General features: G+C 60.2%; 17 protein-coding genes. 12 read left to right on the plus strand and 5 right to left on the minus strand.

Features of this window, described 5'->3' with window-relative positions:
- The first annotated feature begins 2 nt into the window (after positions 1 to 2).
- The 8 genes from AABB31_RS10675 to AABB31_RS10710 are packed head-to-tail and all read left to right on the plus strand — an operon-like array spanning position 3 to position 9,958.
- Positions 3 to 395 (plus strand): PAAR domain-containing protein, encoded by a 393-nt coding sequence (locus AABB31_RS10675; RefSeq protein ID WP_373635733.1) that lies wholly within the window; start codon positions 3 to 5, stop codon positions 393 to 395.
- Positions 396 to 409: 14 nt separating this feature from the next.
- Positions 410 to 874 (plus strand): hypothetical protein, encoded by a 465-nt coding sequence (locus AABB31_RS10680; RefSeq protein ID WP_342078154.1) that lies wholly within the window; start codon positions 410 to 412, stop codon positions 872 to 874.
- On the plus strand, positions 871 to 2,430 hold the full coding sequence (locus AABB31_RS10685; protein WP_342078153.1) for a baseplate J/gp47 family protein: 1,560 nt from the start codon (positions 871 to 873) through the stop codon (positions 2,428 to 2,430). Before AABB31_RS10680 ends, AABB31_RS10685 begins: the two co-directional genes overlap by 4 nt.
- Positions 2,412 to 4,886, plus strand: coding sequence for a hypothetical protein (locus AABB31_RS10690; RefSeq protein ID WP_373635734.1), 2,475 nt, complete (start codon positions 2,412 to 2,414; stop codon positions 4,884 to 4,886). The genes AABB31_RS10685 and AABB31_RS10690 overlap by 19 nt, the downstream gene beginning before the upstream one ends.
- A 24-nt stretch (positions 4,887 to 4,910) precedes the next feature.
- The gene (locus tag AABB31_RS10695; protein WP_342078150.1) at positions 4,911 to 5,375 is read left to right on the plus strand and encodes a hypothetical protein; all 465 of its coding nucleotides are present in this window, start codon (positions 4,911 to 4,913) and stop codon (positions 5,373 to 5,375) included.
- A gap of 34 nt (positions 5,376 to 5,409) precedes the next feature.
- A complete protein-coding gene (locus AABB31_RS10700) occupies positions 5,410 to 7,197 on the plus strand; it encodes a hypothetical protein (protein ID WP_342078149.1) in 1,788 nt (595 codons plus the stop codon).
- Positions 7,194 to 8,249, plus strand: coding sequence for a hypothetical protein (locus AABB31_RS10705; RefSeq protein WP_342078148.1), 1,056 nt, complete (start codon positions 7,194 to 7,196; stop codon positions 8,247 to 8,249). The genes AABB31_RS10700 and AABB31_RS10705 overlap by 4 nt, the downstream gene beginning before the upstream one ends.
- A complete protein-coding gene (locus AABB31_RS10710) occupies positions 8,249 to 9,958 on the plus strand; it encodes a hypothetical protein (RefSeq protein ID WP_342078147.1) in 1,710 nt (569 codons plus the stop codon). The genes AABB31_RS10705 and AABB31_RS10710 overlap by 1 nt, the downstream gene beginning before the upstream one ends.
- Before the next feature lie 43 nt (positions 9,959 to 10,001).
- Here the strand turns inward: AABB31_RS10710 and AABB31_RS10715 are convergent, their stop codons facing one another.
- The 5 genes from AABB31_RS10715 to AABB31_RS10735 all read right to left on the minus strand — a co-directional run bounded on the left by AABB31_RS10715 (position 10,002) and on the right by AABB31_RS10735 (position 15,588).
- Positions 10,002 to 11,408, minus strand: coding sequence for a nucleobase:cation symporter-2 family protein (locus AABB31_RS10715; protein WP_342078146.1), 1,407 nt, complete (start codon positions 11,406 to 11,408; stop codon positions 10,002 to 10,004).
- Between the two features lie 60 nt (positions 11,409 to 11,468).
- Positions 11,469 to 11,948 (minus strand): ureidoglycolate lyase, encoded by a 480-nt coding sequence (locus AABB31_RS10720; RefSeq protein WP_342078145.1) that lies wholly within the window; start codon positions 11,946 to 11,948, stop codon positions 11,469 to 11,471.
- A complete protein-coding gene (puuE, locus tag AABB31_RS10725) occupies positions 11,945 to 13,345 on the minus strand; it encodes an allantoinase PuuE (RefSeq protein WP_373635736.1) in 1,401 nt (466 codons plus the stop codon). The genes AABB31_RS10720 and puuE overlap by 4 nt, the downstream gene beginning before the upstream one ends.
- A 105-nt stretch (positions 13,346 to 13,450) precedes the next feature.
- A complete protein-coding gene (locus AABB31_RS10730) occupies positions 13,451 to 14,521 on the minus strand; it encodes an ABC transporter ATP-binding protein (protein WP_373635737.1) in 1,071 nt (356 codons plus the stop codon).
- Positions 14,512 to 15,588: a LacI family DNA-binding transcriptional regulator gene (locus AABB31_RS10735; RefSeq protein WP_373635738.1), complete on the minus strand. Its 1,077-nt coding sequence runs from the start codon at positions 15,586 to 15,588 to the stop codon at positions 14,512 to 14,514. Before AABB31_RS10735 ends, AABB31_RS10730 begins: the two co-directional genes overlap by 10 nt.
- Positions 15,589 to 15,693: 105 nt before the next feature.
- On the opposite strand from AABB31_RS10735, the gene AABB31_RS10740 reads away from it, so the two are divergent.
- The 4 genes from AABB31_RS10740 (at position 15,694) to malG (ending at position 21,046) form a co-directional block, all read left to right on the plus strand.
- On the plus strand, positions 15,694 to 17,307 hold the full coding sequence (locus AABB31_RS10740) for an alpha-amylase family glycosyl hydrolase (RefSeq protein WP_373635739.1): 1,614 nt from the start codon (positions 15,694 to 15,696) through the stop codon (positions 17,305 to 17,307).
- A gap of 38 nt (positions 17,308 to 17,345) precedes the next feature.
- The gene (gene malE, locus AABB31_RS10745) at positions 17,346 to 18,503 is read left to right on the plus strand and encodes a maltose/maltodextrin ABC transporter substrate-binding protein MalE (RefSeq protein ID WP_342078142.1); all 1,158 of its coding nucleotides are present in this window, start codon (positions 17,346 to 17,348) and stop codon (positions 18,501 to 18,503) included.
- A gap of 68 nt (positions 18,504 to 18,571) precedes the next feature.
- Positions 18,572 to 20,095: a maltose ABC transporter permease MalF gene (gene malF, locus AABB31_RS10750; RefSeq protein ID WP_342078141.1), complete on the plus strand. Its 1,524-nt coding sequence runs from the start codon at positions 18,572 to 18,574 to the stop codon at positions 20,093 to 20,095.
- A 60-nt stretch (positions 20,096 to 20,155) separates the two neighbouring features.
- Positions 20,156 to 21,046 (plus strand): maltose ABC transporter permease MalG, encoded by an 891-nt coding sequence (gene malG / locus AABB31_RS10755; RefSeq protein ID WP_373635740.1) that lies wholly within the window; start codon positions 20,156 to 20,158, stop codon positions 21,044 to 21,046.
- Positions 21,047 to 21,063: the final 17 nt, after the last annotated feature.

Genomic DNA, 21,063 nt, shown 5'->3' on the forward strand with positions numbered 1-21,063 from the left:
CCATGGGCCAACCCGGCGCAAAACAAGGTGACCAGATCATCGCGACTGATACCCATATCGTGATGATCCCCTCACCCGGCGGACCGATCCCCACGCCATTGCCGCACCCTTTTGTGGGCATCATTGATGACGGGCTGTCGTCGGATGTGAATATCGGCGGCATGGCGGCCGCAACGCAAGGGTCCAAGGCCAGCAACACCCCCCCGCATATCCCGCAGGGCGGGCCGTTCCAGTCGCCCCCGTCCAACAAGGGCGAAATCATCATGGGCAGTGCCACGGTCATGATCAACGGAAAACCTGCGGCACGAACCGGTGACAGCGCAACCACCTGCAACGACCCCGCCGATCTTCCGGCCGGAACGGTCATGGCCGTCAGCACCGTGTTCATCGGGTAAGGAAGGACAAGACCATGCTTCGTGCCGATCTGGCCCATCAAGAGCTTTCCGATATCCGGCTTGTCCCCGCCCGCAGGGCCGACAGCGTGCTGGTTGTTGACCGCCGTGCAACTGAAACCGGTTGGGACCTTGATACCGAAAAGGATCTGGATGCGGTGGGGCAGGCAGCCTGGCTGGCGCTTGCGATCCCGCGCGGAACGCTCAGCCAATTGGGCCATCCGCGGTTCGGCTCGCGGCTGCATTTGCTGATCGGGGAAAACCTGAATGAACAGACGATTGCCCGGGCCCGGGCCTATATCCGCGAAGCACTGCGCAATGATACCCGGTTTCGCCTGATTGATGTCGATATCCTGCGAAACCCCGCAGATCCCGGCGCGCTTGACGCGCAGATCGTGATTGACCCGGGCGGCGCGCTGACCTTTCCGCTGGCCGCCCTGATCGCAGGCGAGACCGATGCCGCAGGAGCGATTGCATCATGACCCCCGATTTCGCCCGCCGCAGTTATCAGGAAGTCGTCGAGCATATCCTCGGCAATCTGACGGCGCAGGGTATCCTGACAGACACCGCCCCCGGATCAGTGACCCGCACATTGGTCGAGGCAACTTCGCGCGAGTTCGCAGAACTTTATGCCCGCATGAATGCGGTTTACGAGGCCGGTTTTCTGGATACCGCCACAGGCAGTTCGCTGGACCAGATCGTTGCATTGATCGGCCTGACCCGACTGGCGGGCGAAACCGATATTGTTGAAATCCGCCTGCAACGCGACAACCGCGTCTCGGCCCGTGTGATCATCCCCGCTGGCGCCCAGATCGTGGTCGAAAGACAAGGGCGTGACCGGGTGACCTATGTGGTGCTGGACGGTGACGAATTGCGTGCGGGCGAGGACAGTATCGTCATCACCCTGCGCGCTCTTCCGGCCCCGGACGCGCCGGATGCAGAACTTGACATCAACGCAGATGATGTGACCCTGAATGCGGCCACTTTCGTGGCCCCGATTGCAGGCATTGCCAGCCTTGCGCTGGAACAACCCTCGGTCCGGCTGGGCACAAACGAGACGGATGAACAGCTGCGCGAACGGGCGCGGATGGCCATCGCCTCGGCCGGTGGTGGCACGGAAAAGGCTTTGGAACAGGCCCTGCTGGAAGTCGAAGGGGTCGAGGGCGTGCGCCTGCGCGACGCGGGCGATCCGATTGAAGGTGTCCCGCTGAAGCCGGGCGAGATTGAGGTCATCCTCGATGGCAAGCCGCAAATCCTCGAACAGAACCGCGACGCGATCAAGCAGGCGATTGCCCGCGCCAAGGGGCCGGGCATCGTGGCCCGCCTGGGCAGCACGCAAAGCGTGGCCCTTGGCGGACGTGTCGTGATCAAACCGGCCAGTCCGGTGCTGTCCGGCGAACAGGCACTGACCCTTGTGCGCGATGTCGAGGATTTGCTGACCGAAACCGTCAGCGCGCTTGAAATCGGTGCGGGCCTGCAATGGAATCGGTTACTGGCCAACCTGATGGGGGTCGAAAATCTGGGCGACGTGCTGGTCAACCAGTCTGAATTTGTGCTGACCAGCCTCGGCACCCCGCAAGCGCAGCCCCTTGCCGATATCACCATCAAGGAAACCGAACGCCTGATCCCCGGCACTGACGGCGAGGCGCTTGTTGTCGTGCTTGAGGATCGGCCCGGTCTGGTCGTTTCGGTCCAGTTGGATGCTCAGATCGTGGAACCAACCGGCCCGCTTGTCGATCAGCTGACCGCTGAATTGACCCAAGGTTTGATCAATTATCTCGAGACATTGGATACTAGCAAACCGGGCGTACAGCTATCGCATGTCGCACTTGTCGATCTGTTGACCGGTCCGGACGGTGTCACCGTGCTGAAAGGCGAGGTCACGGCGGCCAATCTGACAATATCTGTTCTGGAAACGGATGAGGGATCACTGAAAACCCTCACATCCACTGGCACCATCCTTCTGGATTTGCCGCAGAACGGGATCCTGCGCTCTGACGACCCTGCCGCCACCGTCACATGGCAGGAGCCAAGCTGATGGCGCTGGATGCGGAAACCGTCATTGATCTGGCGCCTGCAGGCCAGTTTGGCCTGATCGACAGATACCTGCCCGATCCCTATCGGCGTGCGCTGAACAATGACGGCGATGCATTGGCCAGCCTGACACGCACCATGCGCGGGACCCTTCGCCGGGCGGGTGCGGAAATCGAGGCTGTCCAGCGTTCGCGCGCGTTGGCTTTTTTCAATGACCTGACCGATGGCCGCCTGCTTGGCGCATTGCACGATCAGGCCCCCTGGCCCGAAGACGACGTGCCCACATTCCGTGATCGGCTGACCCGGGTTGCCGGGCTTGCCATGCGCGGTGCGGCGACATCCGACAGGCTGCTTAATCTGGCGGCCATCGCCTGCGGCGCCGCCCCCCTGACACGCACATCGGGCGCCAACCTGATCCTGCCGGAAACAGATTTCAGCTTTGTCATCACCCGGCAGGGACCCGACAATACAACCGAAACAACCAGTTTCATGGGCACCACCGGCGAGGCCCAGACCCGCCGCTATTTTGAAAAGGCGGCAAGCGGGCGTGTATTCCCGATTGATGTCTATGATGCCCCGATGCGCCTGCACCAGCAGGACATCACGCCATTGCCCGGCCCCGAATATCAATTTGTGATCGACAATCCGGCCAGCGAAAATCTCGGTGGGCTGGACGGCACCGATCCGATCCGCTGGCCTGATCCGATCTTTACGATCACTGCGGGCGCACAGCCCTTTGGCCCATTTGCTTTTGTGAATATCCATCAGGCCCAGGTGGTCATCGTCAATCGGCGCCTTGCCCCCGGCGCCACGCTAGAGGTCAGCATCCGGGACATGGCCTGGTCACATGCCGAGGCAGGCAGCACCACAATTGATGATTTCACCTGTTTTGGCACGAAAGAGGCGCTTTATGCGGGCTTTGCCTTGTCAGCCAATGACCACATCATCCCATCAGGCGGACCGGAGGCGGCCATCGGCCCGCTCATGTCCGTACGCCGGGCCGAGAACCTGACCTTTACCGGGGCAGAGGCAGATGAGGCCCCCGATATGGGTGATTTTGCCGAAGCAAGCCCGCTGGCCCTGCCATCATTCCTAGGCGAAGGCCGCACGCAGTGGCGTCTTCTCTCCATTGCGCCAAACGCCCCCTCTGACGTCGAAATTCACAATGCCCAATTTGCTGCAGTGCCAAGTGATGCCGATATCACCCTGTCTGCGCGCTGGTTCGGGCGCCGCCCTGGCGAATTCGCCGTCGATCTGCCGCCAAACGCGCTGGCACCGAACAGCGACGGGCCGCTGACCCACCGCGAGATTTGGCTGGATGCCATGATTGAGCGGTTCAAACTGGGTGGCACTGTCCGCATCGCCCGCGATCAACTGTTTTCACCCATGGCCGATTTCGTCGGCGCGCTTGAGCTTGATCTGGCCAGCGGCACAACACCTGCAGACATCTTTGAACTGGATAACGCCCTCGTCTTTGAAGACACGCTGGCCCCGCGCGATAGCGTCAGCATCCTGCCGACGATCAGTTTTGATGGCATATCGGCCCTTGTCCCTACTGACGAGATCGAGGTGATCGACGCGCAGATCAATACCGATGTGCTGGTCAGTATCGGGCGGCCCGGCGACGCGATGACGCTGACAGAGGGGCTGCCGCCTGCATTCCGTTCAAACGTGGTGCCAACCGATAGTGTCAGTATCCTGCCCCGGCTGGAATTTGACGGCACCTCCGCCGCGATACCCGCTGATGAGGTCGATCTGGACCCCACGACCGTCGCCCCGGATGCCCTGATAAGCACGGTTCAACCAACGGATATTGTCACGGTGACGGTTGGTCTGCCCCCGATCCTCAGCTCTGGGGTGACGCCGACCGACAGCGTCAGCATTCTGCCCCGGCTGGAATTTGAGGCGACATCCAATGCCGGTCCGCAGGACGGTGTGGATATCGTCGATACAACCCTGCGGCCCGATGATCTGACAAGCGGCACCGCCCCGAGCGACGCCATTGAGCTGCGTGCCGGATTGCCGCCCGCACTAACGTCAGCTGTTGTGCCGACAGACAGCATCGTCGTTGATCCCGGTGCGGTCCCGCAGCGGGAACCGGTCGTCTTTCGTTTTGGATCAGCCGTTGTCCCCACCGATACTGTCGGGGTCGATCCCGGCGCGCGGCCCCAGCCCGCACAGCCGGTCAGGTTCGCCTTTCGGTCCAACCTGCGCACGGGCGATGAGGTCTCAATTGATCCGGGCCGCCGCCCGACGCCGATTGATCCGCGCATTCCCATTCCGGGTCCCGGCCCCATTTTCGACCCGGTCAGGCCGGTCGTTGATGTCCGGCCCGGACGCGGCGGGATCCTGCGCGGCGGCGGGAACGAGACCCCACAACAACCCATCCGTTTACGGCTGCAATCCGGCGTCACGCCAGACGATCAAATCCGGGTTCGCCGCCGGCGCAACCGCACATAACCATTACCACCAAAGGAGATTATCATGACCAACGAAAACATTCACCCACGCGGACATATGACCCTGATCCTGCGCAATGATGCGGGCAAGGTGATTGAAACCATCAAGCATCCGAACCGTGTTCTTGATGGCGGGCGCACATTGCTGCTGAACATGCTGCGCGGGAACAGTGCTGCCACAAGCTATGGGCTGATCCTGGGCGCTGAAGGGTTTGAGCCCGAGGCGGACCGCCCGCTGACGCAGGATACCGCAATTCCGGTCACAACACCGCGGCGCCCGACACTTCGGCTGGCCAATGGCGTTTTGTCCGTGTCGTTCAACGGCAATATCGAACGTGAAGGCGTGATTATCGGCGGCGGCATGACGGTGACATCGACGGCCGGGTCAACTGAAACCGTTTCGCTTTACAACTTTGCCCCGACCCCACGCGGTATCGAGATGGAGGCCAATCAATCCGTCTCCGTCAATTTCCGCCTGACGATGGAATAAACCGCCACGATCCCGACCCTGAAGGAGCGTTCAGATGCCCGAAGATATCCCAGAACGGTTTGAAATCGGCGAGTTGCTGTCAAGCGCCGCGCTGAACCGACTGCAGGAGCTGATCCTGCAACGGCTCGCCGATCACGATCATACCGGTGGCGACCTGGCTGAGCCGCTGGGAACGGACGGATATACCGATCTGTCGGTCACAGAGCCGAAACTGGCCGATGGTGCAATTTCGGCCCGTACCGTTGCACCGGGCGCTATCACGGCTGACGGTCTGGCGGATGGGGCTGTCATTCTGGGCAAGATCGCGGCTGATGCAGTGGGCCGTGATAACATCGTTGACGGCGCAGTGACCGAAGACAAACTATCCCCGGCCGTGCGCGCATTGCTGGGGCGGACCGGAAATGGTGCCTCGTCCGCGTCGCAGGTAATCTGGCGTGATCCCATTTTTGTCTATCCGATAGATACCGGTATTTCGATCGTCGATGGTATCATTGATCCCACGGTCTGGACATGGTTCCCGCCGGTTGTCAGCCTTGATGAAAATAACATCCCGATCAAATTCAACCCCAACCGGGACCCCGACCTGACGACGATACCTGTCGATTTTGACGATCAGCGCCCCGGACGGGCAGAGTTAGAGGTTTTCCTCAACGACGCCGTGACCGATACGGCCATCAGCGTCATCGGTGTCGGTGCCGCCGGGCTGCCAGCAGGCGTGATCAACACCGGGGGCGGCGCGCGCGGCGGCATTGCAGGGCAACCAACAGGTACGTTTGGCACTGGAACCATTGGCACTGGCGGATTTATCGGCGGTGGCGTCAGCGGTCACAATGTCGTCTTCGGCGGCGGAAACCGTGGTGCCTTGGCCGGTAATGTCGGTGCGGGCACGTTTGCGGCCGGGAATGTCGGCGCTGGCACCCCCGCGGCAGGCAATCTGGGCGCAGCGGGTCCGGCTGGCGGGGCTTTTGCAGGTGGCCCCGGCGCTGGTGCGCTCTTCCGCGAGGGGATCGCGCGCACAGAAGGCCGCAGCATCGGCACCGAAGGGGTCTTTTTCGGCGGTCAGGAGGGGCCCGGCATGGCCACCGGCGGTGGCTTTGCGATCAATGAGGCGGGGCAGACCGCAGCAAAGCGCATGCTGGCGATTGCAACCGTCGACGCAGAAGGCCGGCCGGTCGAAGCCGATGATGACAATGCCATTGTTGTCAGTTCCGGTTTCGCGGGCAAAGAGACATTTGCAGGCGACAATGGCGTTGCCGATTTTCGCGCGCTTGACGGATCAAGCGGTGCGGCCCTGGACGCCGCGGCACGCTCGGCCGGGAAAACCCTTTTCAATCTGGGGATCGACAATGAATATCTCGGCGGGATTGACGGGACGGACAATGTACAGGCGCAGGTTGATCTGGCACTGGCCGGTGACAGACGGTTCTTTGATGATGATCAGCCGCTTTGGGGCGGGGTCAGTATCCTGCCTGATATCTTCAATCTGCCGGAATTGTTGGGGACGGGCTATTCGCTGTCAGGCGGGCGCAACGTCCTGTCTGTCACGCGCGAATTTCAAACCGGCGAGGTTTTTGAAACATGGGTCCGGGTCCGGTTTGTGACCCCCTATCGCAACTCGGCCTATGCCGTGACGGTCACGCCCCGCGTCAACAGCCGGTACGAGATGATCACCGCCAATATCCGCGCAAAGGCCACGGCCTATGTCGATATCAGCTTTACCGGGTTGCGCCAGACACCGACTGCGGGCCTTCAGTTCGAACAGACCAGCAAGCTTAGCTTTGATCTGGCCGTCTTTGGCGAGTTGGGCGCGCCGACCCGATGATTTCTGCATTGCCTCTGTTGCTGGCCGATCATCTGGCCGCCGAGGTGACCGGGGTCGCCCTGCCGACAGGCCTGTTTACCGATCCCTGTCGCGGTGCGGTTGGTGATGTGACCTTTGCGGCAGATGCGGACGAGGCTGCGGTTTTTGTGCAGCTTGGTGCGCTGGATCAGGATGCGGGGATTGGGGCGCGCGCAGATGGCGAAGAGATCCGGTTGCCCTTCACCGCCGAGGTTGATCTGGCCCTTGCAGGCCCCGAAACGACGGTTGTTGATGGCGCGGACCGCGATCCGGCGGACACCCCCGTGGCTGGCGCTGATCTGATGTTGTCGGTTGTCACAGGTCATTTGAACACCGCCCGGGATGCGGGGCGCAATGCGCCCTTGTCACGCGCGGAAACCCGGGCCGAAGGGCGCAAACTGGCTGCTGAATGGCGGTTTGGCCAGATCGTGTCGATCACGCCTGATCTGGTCGCTGATCGCGTGGTCTGGCGGCTGAAGACACAGTTCGAGGGCGTCCAGACCCTCAGCCCACTGCCCGCCGAGGGTGGCCACATTGCGCGGGCCGAGATTGCCGGACAATTGGGTGACAACGCCTTTGCCGCTACGATCCAGGGGTCCTCTAACCAACTGCCTTTGGCGCTATTTGTTGAAATCGGCCCGGAAAATGCGGAACGGCTGGCTAGTTTCGGGCTGGCCCGTCTTGGTGATCTGATGCGCGTGCCACGGCTGGAGATTGCCGGACTGGCCGCGGAAATCGCCCGCGACGACGATGATCTACGCGATGCACTGACCGTCCTGCACGCGGTGTTGATGCTGCGGCTGGATGCGGTTTTGGCGGGGGTCAACGCGGCGTTTTTGTTCGAGCGGCATGCGGCCCTGACGCTTGATACCGTATGGGATGGGCAGACCCTGACACTACCGGATGACATGCGCACCGATCAGCAACTGCGATTTCAGGTTATGGCCGCACAACTGATGCGACTGGTCCGGCCAGAAGACCGGGCGCGTGTCACGCTGGGACAGCTGACGACACTGGATACAGAGGCCCGGTAATGGCAACACGCGAAATCCGAGAATTACAGCAGGAAGTGACCGTTGTCGGCACTGTCGTGCAGGCAGGTACGTTCACCGCCGTGTTGGATCAGGGCCTGCAGGGGTTGGCGGATTACGCCAGCACCGTCATCGCCAACACGCACCCCGATACCTATGGCGCCGTGACCGAAATCAACACGTCGATTGATGCGCTGACATCAACCGGCGCGATAGTGCGGGTTCCCGCAGGGGGCAGCGCCAGCCTGACGATTGAAGGTCTGGCAGATTGGCATTTTGATGCGGCGGCACTCGACCTTGATCCGCTGGGTCGGAATATGGGGTTGCCCATCGACCTTGGGGAAAGGCAGCCCGGCCCGCCCGCTTATACCTCTGGTTTCAGCTATGCGCCCAGCCAGCCGCTCTTTATCAATCAAATCGTCTACCGCTACGGGCTGCGCCCGCCAGTGCTGGGACCATTGATCACCCATTCGCCGCTGAACCTGATTGAACTTGCGCATGGGGGCGATCCGTTACGGTACTTTGTCAGTGCGGCCCAACCGGATAACAGCCAAGACACGCAGCAGGGTTTTGTCGGCGCCGTCGTGAACAAGATCACCGTCAGCGAGGCAATACAGTATCCGGCTGATCTGCTGCTCACCGCAATTATTCCCAATAAGGGCGACGGGCTATCAATTGCCAGCGCTGACGACCGTGTGCTGCATCAGGTGCCGCGCACCGTTCTGCCCGGTGATGTGGCCAGCAGCACCGATCTATCCGGCTATCTGAATGATCAGGTTGCGGCAGGCACCCAGGACGCGACTTTCCGGATCAGCAGCCGGACCGATTGCGTGCTGCATATCAAGATGCGGGCGATCCGGCGCCGGGTGGATGAAGGGCCGGACACGGATGACCTGACACTGTCACCATGGCAGCCAACGATCCTGACCCCGAACATTCCGACAGGAACCGGTGTAGAGGTCATATTGACCGCCAGCGCCCGGGCCTCCGGACCCGCGCTGGTGGGTCTGCGCGAACCGGTGACGCCTGATCTTTGCCAGGGTGTGCGGCTTGGATCACGTGCTGCACTTTTGCAGCCATTTACCCTGCCTGACAGCAGTGGCGCAGCGTATCGGTTCCCCGGCATCTGGCTGTGCCTGACCGGCGCCCCCGCCGCGCCCGAGACGTTGAAAGCCTCAATCACAACATATGATCCCGAAACAATGACGGCAGGCGACCCACTGGCAACTGTCACCACCGATATCTCGGATCGGCAGATTGATCTGGCTGATCTGGGGAATGGTATTTTTGCACATTGGGCCGCCTTTGACAGCCCGCTCGAGATTGATATCCCTGATCTGACGGGTCAATTCGCGCTGCTGCTGGCCGAGGCGAGCGGGCCAATCCCGCTGATCGAAACGGCTGTCACGCGCCCAAACCTCAAACCTGCCTTGTCGCGAAATTTCGCGCGGTCTGATCGTTGGAGCGTGCGCAATTTTGCCAATAGCGCCAAAGCCCTGATGTGGGAATTGGGCGATGACACGCCCGGTCAGCCGGGGACCCTGACGGCAACATCAGGCAGCACGACCGCAACCATCATCATTCCAGACAACACAACGGATGTAAGCGTGACACTACCCGCTGCAAGCGCGCTGACATTGCAGGCTGACCGCGCAATCGCCTTGGAAAAAATAAAGCTGAACAGCAGCACCGCCCCGGATATCCTGGGCTAGGGGCAGAACCGCCCGACATCAAAATCGGGCGGTCTGCATTGCGTCATTCGTCGCCGGCGAGACCACCGGATATATCAGGTTTGCCGTCGATATCCTCTGGCAGGGCGAGGTTCAGGATGATCGCGATAAAGGCCGCAGGCAGCAGCCCGGATGTCATCAGAATCCGCAACGTATCCGGCAGGTATTGCACGGCCTTGGGCTCTAATTGCAGACCAAAGCCGATGGACAGGGCAATCGCAAAAATCACCATGTTGCGACGGTTCCAGTCCACCTCTGACAGCATCGACACACCGGCGGCCACGACCATTCCGAACATCACGATCACGCCGCCGCCCAACACCTCGATCGGGATGGTCCGGATGACGGCCCCGACCTTGGGAACCAAGCCGCAAATGATCAGAAAGATCGCACCGATTGTGACCACATGACGGCTCATCAGGCGGGTCATCGCGATCAAACCGACATTCTGACTGAACGAGGTATTGGGAAAGCCACCGAATATCCCGGCAATCGCGGTGCCCAGACCATCCGCATAGGTGGCACCTTGTATCTCGGCCTCGGTTGCTTCGCGACCTGCACCACCTTTGGTGATCCCCGAAACATCGCCAACCGTTTCAATCGCCGACACGATGGCCATCAGGCAAAAGCCGATGACAGCGGCCAGGCTGAACTCGAACCCGTATTTGAACGGCTCGGGGGCGGCAAAGATGGCCGCGCGATCCCAGCTTGTGCCGATTGCATCCAATGTGACCATGCCGAAGATCAGTGCAAACACGTAGCCAAAGATCAAACCGATCACGACAGCCGAAACCGACAGCATGCCACGCGCAAAGAATTTCAGCGCCAGGGTGACGATGATGACAACACCCGCAGCCGACCAGTTCAGCAGGCTGCCATATTCGGGGCTGTCAATCGCCGGGACGCCGCCCGCCGCGTATTGGATACCGACCTTGACCAGCGCCAGCCCGATCATGACAACCACAAGGCCGGTGACCAACGGGGGCAAGGCAAACCGGATCCGTCCGATGGACAGCCCGATGATGGTATGAAACAGCCCCCCGACCAGCACGCCACCAAACAGGGCTGGCAAGGCCTCGACCCCTTTGCCCGCCACCAGCGGGATCATGATCGGGATGAACGCAAAAGATGTGCCTTGCACGATTGGCAGCTTGGCGCCGACCGGCCCAAAGCTGATCGTCTGCAGCAATGTGGCAATGCCTGCAAACAGCATCGACATCTGGATCAGATAGGTCATGTCCGGGAACCCCTGCGCCCCCGCATCAGACCCAAAGCCAAAGCCTGCCGCCCCTGCGATGATGATCGCCGGCGTGACATTTGACACGAACATGGCCAGCACGTGCTGAATGCCCAGCGGTATGCCCCGGGCCAGCCCCGGAAAATAGTTGGGATCGCGCAGTTGTTCCGGCGTCCCGATGGATTGATCACTCATGAATTTGTCCCTGTGTCTTGCAGCACCCGCCAGATCTTTGCCCGGTCTTTGATGGTGCCGTCAGTGGTTGGAAATGACGCGGTAGGGCGTCGGGTAGATATGTTCCTCCAGGTTGGGCCCGTCGCCGATGCGGTCAATGACCGCAAAAAGACCGGGGCCGGAAAGCGGGGTCAGCACGCCATGCCATGTCCCGCGGTGAAAATTGATCGCCTCACCCGGTTTGGTGACAAAGGCGCGCGGGATCAGGGCGTCATCGGCCGCGACAACCAGAAACGGATCCATGCTCATCGGGATAAACGCCTGCGAGCCACGCGGGTGCCGCTCCACCATATCCAGCAGGTGGGGCAGGCTGCGCAATGTCGCCTGAAACAGGCTGATGCCGGGGCGGCCCTCCTGACAATCAATCTGCGCCCTGTCATGAAACCGGCCACAAAGACCTGCATTGATCAGCTGATCGGGTGCGCCGTCACAATTCAGCACATCGCCGAAAGGGGCAAAGGCCGCAGCAGTCAACGGTTCTATGACGATATCCTGGGTCAAAGGGGCAATAGATCCCTCAATCTGTGCAGGGCAATGCGTTCAACCTGATGACAGGCCTCGGCGAATTCGTTTGCACGATCATTGCCCAGCCGGGTCTCAAAGGAAGCCCTGATCGACGCCTTGTCGTGGTCGCGGACCGCAATGATGAAAGGAAAGCCGAATTTCGCGGTATATGCCGCATTCTGCGTCGCAAATTCGGCCCGTTCATGATCGGTCAGGGCGTCAAGGCCCGCGCTGGCCTGCTCTGCGGTACTCTCGGCTGTCAGTCGTCGGGCTGCGGCCAGTTTGCCGGCCAGATCAGGATGGGCAGTCAGCACAGCCAGACGTTCCTCTTCCGAGGCACGGCGGAAGACGCGGGTCAGCGCGTTGTGCAATCCGTCGGGGCGGTCATGGGCTGGACCAAGCTCCAGCGCATGGGCCCGTTCCGCCACCCATGCGGAATGCTCAAAGACGCCACCAAAGGCCGCAACAAATGCGTCAGACGACATTTGCGACGGCCGGTTGACGCGGCGGGGCGGATGCATCTGCGTCCAGTGATCAGCGATCTGCTCACGGGTGGCAAACCAGACATCATCATGCGCCTTGACGTAGGCGATGAACGCCCGCAGGGCCTCGCTTCGTCCGGGGCGGCCAATCAGGCGGCAATGCAGCCCGACTGACATCATGCGTCCACCTTCGCGGTAAAGCGCATCAAAGCTGGCCTTGAGGTAGTCGAGAAATTGCGCGCCCGCGTTGAAACCCTGAGGGGTCGCAAAGCGCATGTCATTGGCATCCAGCGTATAGGGCACAATCAGCTGGTCACGACGACCGACCTGCATCCAGTAAGGGACATCATCGGCATAGCTGTCAGCGACATATGCAAATTGCCCCGTTTCAGCAGCCAGACGCACCGTGTTCATTGAGCAGCGTCCGGTATACCAACCGCGCGGGGGGGCACCGGTTACTTCTGTATGCAAACGGATCGCGGCTGCCATATCTGCGCGCTCGACATCTTCGGGGGCGTCCTTGTAATCGATCCATTTCAACCCGTGACTTGCGATTTCCCAGCCGGCATCCCGCATCGCGGCCACCTGTTCAGGCGCGCGGGCCAATGCGGTGGCCACGCCATAAACGGTGACGGGAAGATCACCCATCAAACGATGCAGACGCCAGAACCCGGCACGGGCGCCGTATTCATAGATGCTTTCCATGTTCCAATGGCGTTGGTCGGGCCAGGCAGCGGCGCCGACGATCTCCGACAGAAACGCCTCAGATGCAGGGTCGCCATGCAGGGTGTTATTCTCGCCGCCTTCTTCGTAATTCAGAACGATCTGAACGGCGATACGGGCGCCGCCGGGCCAGGCGGCGTCTGGTGGATGGGCGCCATAGCCAACCATATCGCGTGGATATCTTTGCACGCCTGTCCCCCTATGTGCAGTTTTGCGATGCAACTGTCTCAGGCAAGCGCACACAAGACAAGAGGCGCGATGCAAGGCCGTAGGATGGATCTTGATCCATCCCCGTCAGGGATCAAGACGCTGACCCGTTTCCATATCAAAAAAGCGCAACGCGCCAGGTGCAATGGTCAGGCCAAGACTGTCGGTATTGTCTTCGTCCATGCGCCCCGGCAGGCGGGCCGTGACAGTCACCCCGCCCAAAGCAAAATTCACGTAACATTCCGCGCCGGTATTCTCGATCATTGTGGGCACCACCTGCAGATCAGCGGGGCCGGTGGCAAAGCTCAGATGCTCTGGCCGGATACCCAGTTGCACCGGGCCGGCAAGGCCCGGCGGCGCGGGCAGGGCCATATCATCAATACGCAACTGACCGTCCTCGACCAGTGCGGGGATGATATTCATTGGTGGTGATCCCATGAAATCGGCAACAAAGGTATTGGCCGGGCTGTCATAAATCTGCTGCGGGGTGCCGATCTGTTGCACATCGCCTCCTTTGAGCACGACAATGCGGCTGGCAAGGGTCATGGCCTCAATCTGGTCATGGGTCACATAGACGATGCTGGCACCGGTCGTCTTGTGCAATCGCTTGATTTCGGCGCGCATTTCAACGCGGAGTTTCGCGTCCAGATTGGACAATGGCTCATCAAACAGAAACAGCTTCGGGTCACGCACCAGGGCGCGGCCCATGGCAACACGCTGCCTTTGCCCCCCCGACAGCTGCGACGGATTGCGGTCCAGCAGATGATCAATCTGCAAAAGGGTCGCAACCTCGCGGATTTTCGCGTCCATTTCCGCCTTGGGGACTTTGCGGATCTTCATGCCAAAGCCGATATTCTCTGCCACCGACATGGTCGGATAAAGCGCATATGACTGAAACACCATCGCGATATCCCGGTCCTTCGGCGGCTCCTGGGTGACGTCACGCCCCCCGATCATCAACGTACCTGAGGTGATCTCTTCCAGCCCGGCGATGCAGTTCAGCAGTGTGGATTTGCCGCAGCCAGAGGGGCCGACCAGCACCAGAAACTCGCCGGCAGCCATTTCAATGTCGATGCTGCGCAGAACCTCGACGGCGCCATAAGATTTGGCCAGGCCTCGCGTGACCAAGGCAGGCCGAGGAGCGGTATCTAGGGCCATGGGGTTCTCTCCTCTATCGGGGCAGGGCCGGTCGATTGGCGCACGATCATCTCTGCCCGGGTGATCTGCTGCACAGGTGGGGCGCCCGCCAGATGATCAACCAGCAGATTTGCCAAAGGGGCGCAGGCATCCCGCAGCGGGGCGCGTGTGACGGTCAGGGCCGGATCAAAACTGATCGCGCGCAATTGCGGCAGGGCATCATCATGCGCAACGACAGAGACATCCTGCGGCACACGCAATCCCCTGTCCTTCACCGCCCGTATGACCCCCGCAGCGATCAAGGTCGACGCACAGACAAATGCCGTTGGCCGGGCCTGATCACGCGCCGACAGCATATCAAGCGCCTGCAGATAGCCTTCGGATTCCGTTTCGGCATTTTCACCAACAAAGCCATCCACAGCCCCAAGCCCGGCGTCAGCCATGGCGGTGCGAAATCCCTCTAGCCGGTCCGCGGCATAGGCATAGTTGACCTTGCCATTCAGCAGCGCAATGCGCGTATGTCCAAGCCCCGTCAGCAGACGCACCGCATCGGCCGAGACTTTCTGGTTGTCGATTCCAAAGCATGGGTAGTCCACCGCGTCCCCACTTTGTCCATGCAGCACAAAGGGAATGTCATTTTCGCGCAAAAACGCTACGCGCGGGTCGTCATGGGCCGGCGCGTTCAAAACAAACCCATCCAGTACATCCCGCTCCAGCATCTTGCGGTAGGCGACCAGCGGGTCGGCCTCTTGATCGACTGCAAGCACCAGATCAACATCGCGGGCGGCAAGTGCCGCGGTCAGGCCCGTCAACATTTCAAAAAATGTCTGATCGGCGCTCATGTCTTGGCGAATTTTGACGATCATGCCAACCATACCGGACCGGCCCGTCACAAGCCGTTGCGCGACCCGATTGGGCCGATACCCCAACCGGTTGGCAGCCTCGCGCACCTTGTCGCGGGTCTTGACGTTCACCTCTGGAAAGCCGTTCAGCGCGCGACTGACCGTTGCGGGCGACAATCCCAATTCAGCACCAATTTCCTTCAGCGTGGCCAAGCCAGGATCCTCAAAGCGATTGCTATTTGGCATCTACATACCGCCAAATCGAGCAATTTTATAGAGGAAAAGTAAATTTAAAACGTTTTGAATATTTTGGCGATGGTGGTAGCGTGCCGGGAATCAGGGAGGATTCCTATGCGAGAATGGTGGCGCGATGCGGTGATCTATCAGATCTACCCACGCTCGTTTCAGGACGACAATGGCGATGGTGTGGGCGATCTGGCCGGGATCACGCGGCGTTTGCCGCATGTGGCCGCACTGGGGGCTGATTGCATCTGGCTGTCCCCCATTTTTATGTCACCACAGAAGGACATGGGCTATGATGTGTCAAATTACACCGACATCGACCCGCTCTTTGGATCGCTGGACGATTTTGACACGCTGATCGCAACGGCACATAATCTCGGGCTGAAAGTGATCACCGATCAGGTCCTGTCCCACACATCAGATCAACATCCGTGGTTCAAACAAAGCCGTACAAGCCGGGACAATGACAAATCGGACTGGTATGTCTGGGCCGACCCGCTGCCCGACGGCGCCCCGCCCACCAATTGGCACAGCCATTTCGGCGGACCGGCATGGGAATTCGACCCCCAGCGCGGGCAATATTACCTGCATAACTTTCTGGCCTCACAGCCCGACCTCAACTTTCACTGTCCCGATGTGATTGATGCCATCCTGGATACCTGCAAATTCTGGCTTGACCGGGGTCTGGACGGGTTCAGACTGGACACGGTCAACTACTATTTCCACGACCAGCAACTGCGATCAAATCCGCCCGCGCAGGCCAAGCCACAGGTGATGGCAACAGACCTTTATGGGATGCAGGACAATATCTATAACAAGACGCGCCCTGAAAACCTTGGGTTCCTGGAACGGCTGCGGCAATTGACCGACCAGTATCAAGACATCATGATGGTCGGCGAAGTCGGCGAAATGGGCCGCCGATCCATCGAGATCATGGGCGAATACACGGCCGGTTCCGACAGGCTGCATATGGCTTATAGCTTTGCCATGCTTGGCCCGGACTTCACCGCCGATCACTTTCGCAGCTGTATCGAAGGGTTCCAGCAGGGCGCCCCGGATGGCCACCCGAAATGGTCCTTCAGCAATCATGATGTACCGCGCCATGTCACCCGTTGGGCCGATCACGCGGTTGACGACGACAGCATGGCCCGGCTTGCATGTGCGATGCTGATGGCGTTCGAGGGCACAATCGGCATCTATCAGGGCGAAGAACTGGGACAGACCGAAACCGAACTGGTGTTTGAAGAGCTGACAGACCCACCTGCCCTGCGCTATTGGCCTGCGGTCAAAGGGCGGGATGGCTGCCGGACCCCCATGGTATGGACGGCAGATGCACCCCATGCGGGATTTTCCACCGGAACGCCGTGGCTGCCGGTGAAGCCCCCCCAGGCCGCACGCGCCGCCGATCAGCAGACACCCCAGGGCATCTTGCAGTTTTACAAGGACACCATCGCCCATCGCCGGGCGACACCGGCGCTGCGTTCAGGGGCAACGCGGTTTTATGATCTGCCCGAACCCGTTCTGGGGTTTGAGCGGCATATCACCGATATGCGGGTCAGCTGTTTCTTTAATCTGTCGACGACTGCACAGGATATCGCCCTGAACGACGACGCCACGCTGACAGGTCCGCACCGTGCCACCCTGCAGGACCGAACGCTCAGCCTGCCCGGCAATGGCTTTGCCTATCTCACGCATGACAGCCCGCTGACCCCCGGCCATTGATGGCCGCACCCAATGACAAAACTCTGGGAGGAGAAACCATGAAAAATTCCCTGTCCATCGTCGCGTTGCTTCTGGCGACAGCCGCCCCGGCCTATGCATTCGAAGACGGCAAGCTGACCATCTGGACCGGCGCCAACCGGGACCGTGACGCGCTGCTTGCGGCAACGGCCCCGTTTACCGACGACCTTGGTATCGACGTGGTTGTCGAGGTGGTCGACCCGGACTTGCCGCAGAAATTCCAGCAGGCCGCGGCAACAGGTGACGGCCCCGATATCCTGCTCTGGGCGCATGACCGGTTCGGCGAATGGGCCGGCGGGGGCCTCATTGCCCCGGTCCAACCCGCCGCAAGCTGGAGCGCTGATATCCTTCCCGCCGCCATGGAGGCGGTCCAGTTTGATGGCAAGACATGGGGCTACCCGGTCTCGGTCGAGGCTGTGACCCTGATCTACAACAAGGACATCATCGACACGCCGCCCGCATCATTCGAAGAGATCGCAGCGCTTGATATCGCGGGACAGAAGATCCTGTGGGACTACAATAACACCTATTTCACAATGCCCATGCTTATGGCCGGCGGTGGTTACGCGTTTCAAAAGGTCGACGGAACATATGATGGCAGCACGACAGGCGTGAACAATGCGGGGGCGATTGCGGGGGCCGAGGTGCTCAAATCGCTTTTTGATGACGGGGTCATGCCGCAGGGCGTGGATTACGGCGTCATGGACGGCGCAATGAACAATGGCGAGGTTGCCATGGTCCTGAACGGCCCTTGGTCATGGGGCGCATTCGCAGAATCGGGATTAAATGTGGGCGTGGCCCCAATCCCGACAGTCAATGGGGCGGTATCGCCGCCATTTCTGGGCGTGCTATCGCTTGGGATCAATGCCGCATCGCCAAATGCGGACCTCGCCGTGGAACTGATCGAGAATTATCTGGCCACAGATGAAGGTCTGGCCGCGTGGAACGAAAATGGCGCGCTGGGTGCACTCGCTGACATGTCGGCGGCAGCGGCACAGAATGACCCGCTTGTCACCGATATGCTTGCAGTTGCAGCGAACGGCGTCCCGATGCCCTCGAACCCCGAAATGGGGGCATTCTGGGCGGCCATGGGCCCGGCCCTGACCAATATCACATCCGGCGCCGCAGCACCGGCAGAGGCCCTTGACGACGCGGCGGCGCGGATTCTGGGCGAATGATATCATCGCCGCGACCGGCATATCGGTCGCGGCGGCAAATGCGGCCATGATCGCCAAGGCGCATCAACATGAGTAGTATTGCAGACACCCCGATCGCAAACGGCCCCGCCTGGCCCCGACTTGTCATGGTCGGGCTTGGCACGCTCGTGCTGCTCTTTGCTGCGTTCTATCTCTATCAACTTGCGCAGCCCCTTTTCGGCGCAATCCTGCTGGCCATAGCCGTTGGCTTTGCGATCATTTTCGGGGCAAACAGGTTTTACGGGGCACGATTCATCTTTCCGGGCGTGGCGGCTGTGCTGGTATTCATCGCGTTTCCGGTGATCTACACGATCTATATCGGGTTCACGAATTATTCGTCCTTCAACCTGCTCAGTTACGAACGCACGATCGAGGTGCTGACATCACGCGGCGCCGTCGATCCGGCCACCGAACAACCATTTGCAGTGGCGCAGGACGGCGAGGCGTACCGGATTTGGCTACCCGAGGCGGGGCTTTTATCCGACCCGGTCAGCTTGCAGGGCCCAGACAGCGCCAATCTGGCCCCGGCAGAGGCACCTGCAAGCCTGCTCGAACGACGGGAGGCGATCAAACTGCGCAGCGGGCTACAGGGGCTCAGCCTCACCAGCCCGGATGGGACGATCATTCAGAATGCGGGGCTGCGGACCTTTGCCAGTGTCACGCCCGACTATGTGCGGACCGGGCCGGATATGCTGACCAAAGCGGATGGAACAATCCTGACGGCCAATCACCAGACCGGTTTTTTCGAGGATGAAACAGGTGCACAGGTTCCACCGGGCTGGCGGGTAAATATCGGCTGGGGCAATTTCGAGCGGGTCTTTCAATCCGAAGGGATCAGAGGACCGATGATCGGCATCTTTGTCTGGACGTTTGTTTTTGCGACAGCGTCGGTCGCGCTGACCTTTGCGCTTGGGCTGACGCTTGCGGTTATCCTGCAATGGGAACATTTGCGCTTCAAAGCTGTCTACAGGATCCTGTTGATCCTGCCCTATGCCGTCCCCGCGTTTATCTCGATCCTCGTGTTCAAGGGGCTGTTCAATCAGAACTTCGGCGAGATCAACCTGATCCTGAACGCATTGTTCGGAATTTCGCCCAACTGGTTCACAGATGGAACGCTGGCGCGGGTCATGATCCTGATCGTCAATACCTGGCTGGGCTACCCCTATATGATGCTGCTTGCGATGGGCTTTCTGCAATCGGTGCCGGAAGATCACAAGAAAGCCGCCGCGCTGGAAGGGGCGTCGGCACTGCGGGTGTTCTTTACCATCACGCTGCCGCAGATCATTCCACCGTTTCTGCCGCTTCTGATCGCGTCATTTGCGTTCAATTTCAATAATATGGTGCTGATCTTCCTGTTGACACGGGGGCTGCCGGACGTGCCGGGGACAGTGATCCCGGCCGGTGAGACGGACATTCTGGCAAGCTTTACCTACCGGCTGGCCTTCGACAATGCAGGACAACAATTTGGACTGGCTGGGGCCATCACCTTGCTGATCTTCCTTGCGGTGGCGGCCATATCCTATGCAAATTTCGTGGCCATGCGGCGGGCCGCGCAAAAACGTGCCGGACGATAACGGGATGGCGGGTGGGGCGATGTGCGCAGCACGAGCGTCATCCCGACAGAAAGGACAGATATGATCGTTGAGCGACCACGCGATCTGCGGATCAAGAAAATTGCAGCACATGGTTTCATGATCATCTTTCTGATCCTGATCCTGTTTCCCTTCTTCATGGTCCTGTCCATCAGCTTTCGCGAGGGGAATTTTTCCGTCGGATCAATCATCCCGCAAAACCCGACTTTGGAACATTGGGTTCTGGCATTCGGGTTCGACTATACGCGGGACGATGGCAGCGTGATCAGCCCGCCCTATCCGGTCATGCTCTGGATGTGGAATTCGATCAAGATCGGCCTCGCCGCCGGCCTTGGGGTGCTGGCGATTGCGACAATCTCGGCCTACGCGTTCAGTCGCATTCGGATCAAGGGCAAGGCCGCAATGCTTGACGGGCTATTTCTGATCCAGATGTTTCCAACAACACTGGCGCTTGTGGCTATCTACGCCATCTTTGATGCCTTGGGCGAGGTCAGCCCGGTGCTGGGGCTTGATTCCCACATGGCGCTTATCCTGATCTATCTGGCTGGGGTCACGCTGCATATCTGGACGATCAAAGGCTATTTCGACAGCATCGACACCGCGCTGGACAAGGCAGCCGCCATTGACGGGGCCACCCCGTGGCAGACATTCCGACACATTTTCCTGCCATTGGCCGTCCCCATTATGAGCGTTGTTTTCGTGCTCGCCTTCATCGGCTTTATTAACGATTATCCAATTGCGTCGGTGCTGATCCGATCGGAAAGCCAGATGACGCTTGCGGTTGGGTCCCGGCTGTATCTGAACGAATTCAAATATCTTTGGGGTGATTTCGCCGCGGCGGCGATTTTGTCGGGCTTGCCAATCACGGTCGTCTTCCTGATCGCGCAAAGATACCTGGTCTCGGGACTGAGCGACGGTGCGGTCAAGGGTTAGGATGGATCAAGATCCAT

The sequence above is a fragment of the Yoonia sp. SS1-5 genome, from assembly GCF_038443705.2.
Taxonomy (GTDB): Bacteria; Pseudomonadota; Alphaproteobacteria; order Rhodobacterales; family Rhodobacteraceae; genus Yoonia; species Yoonia rhodophyticola.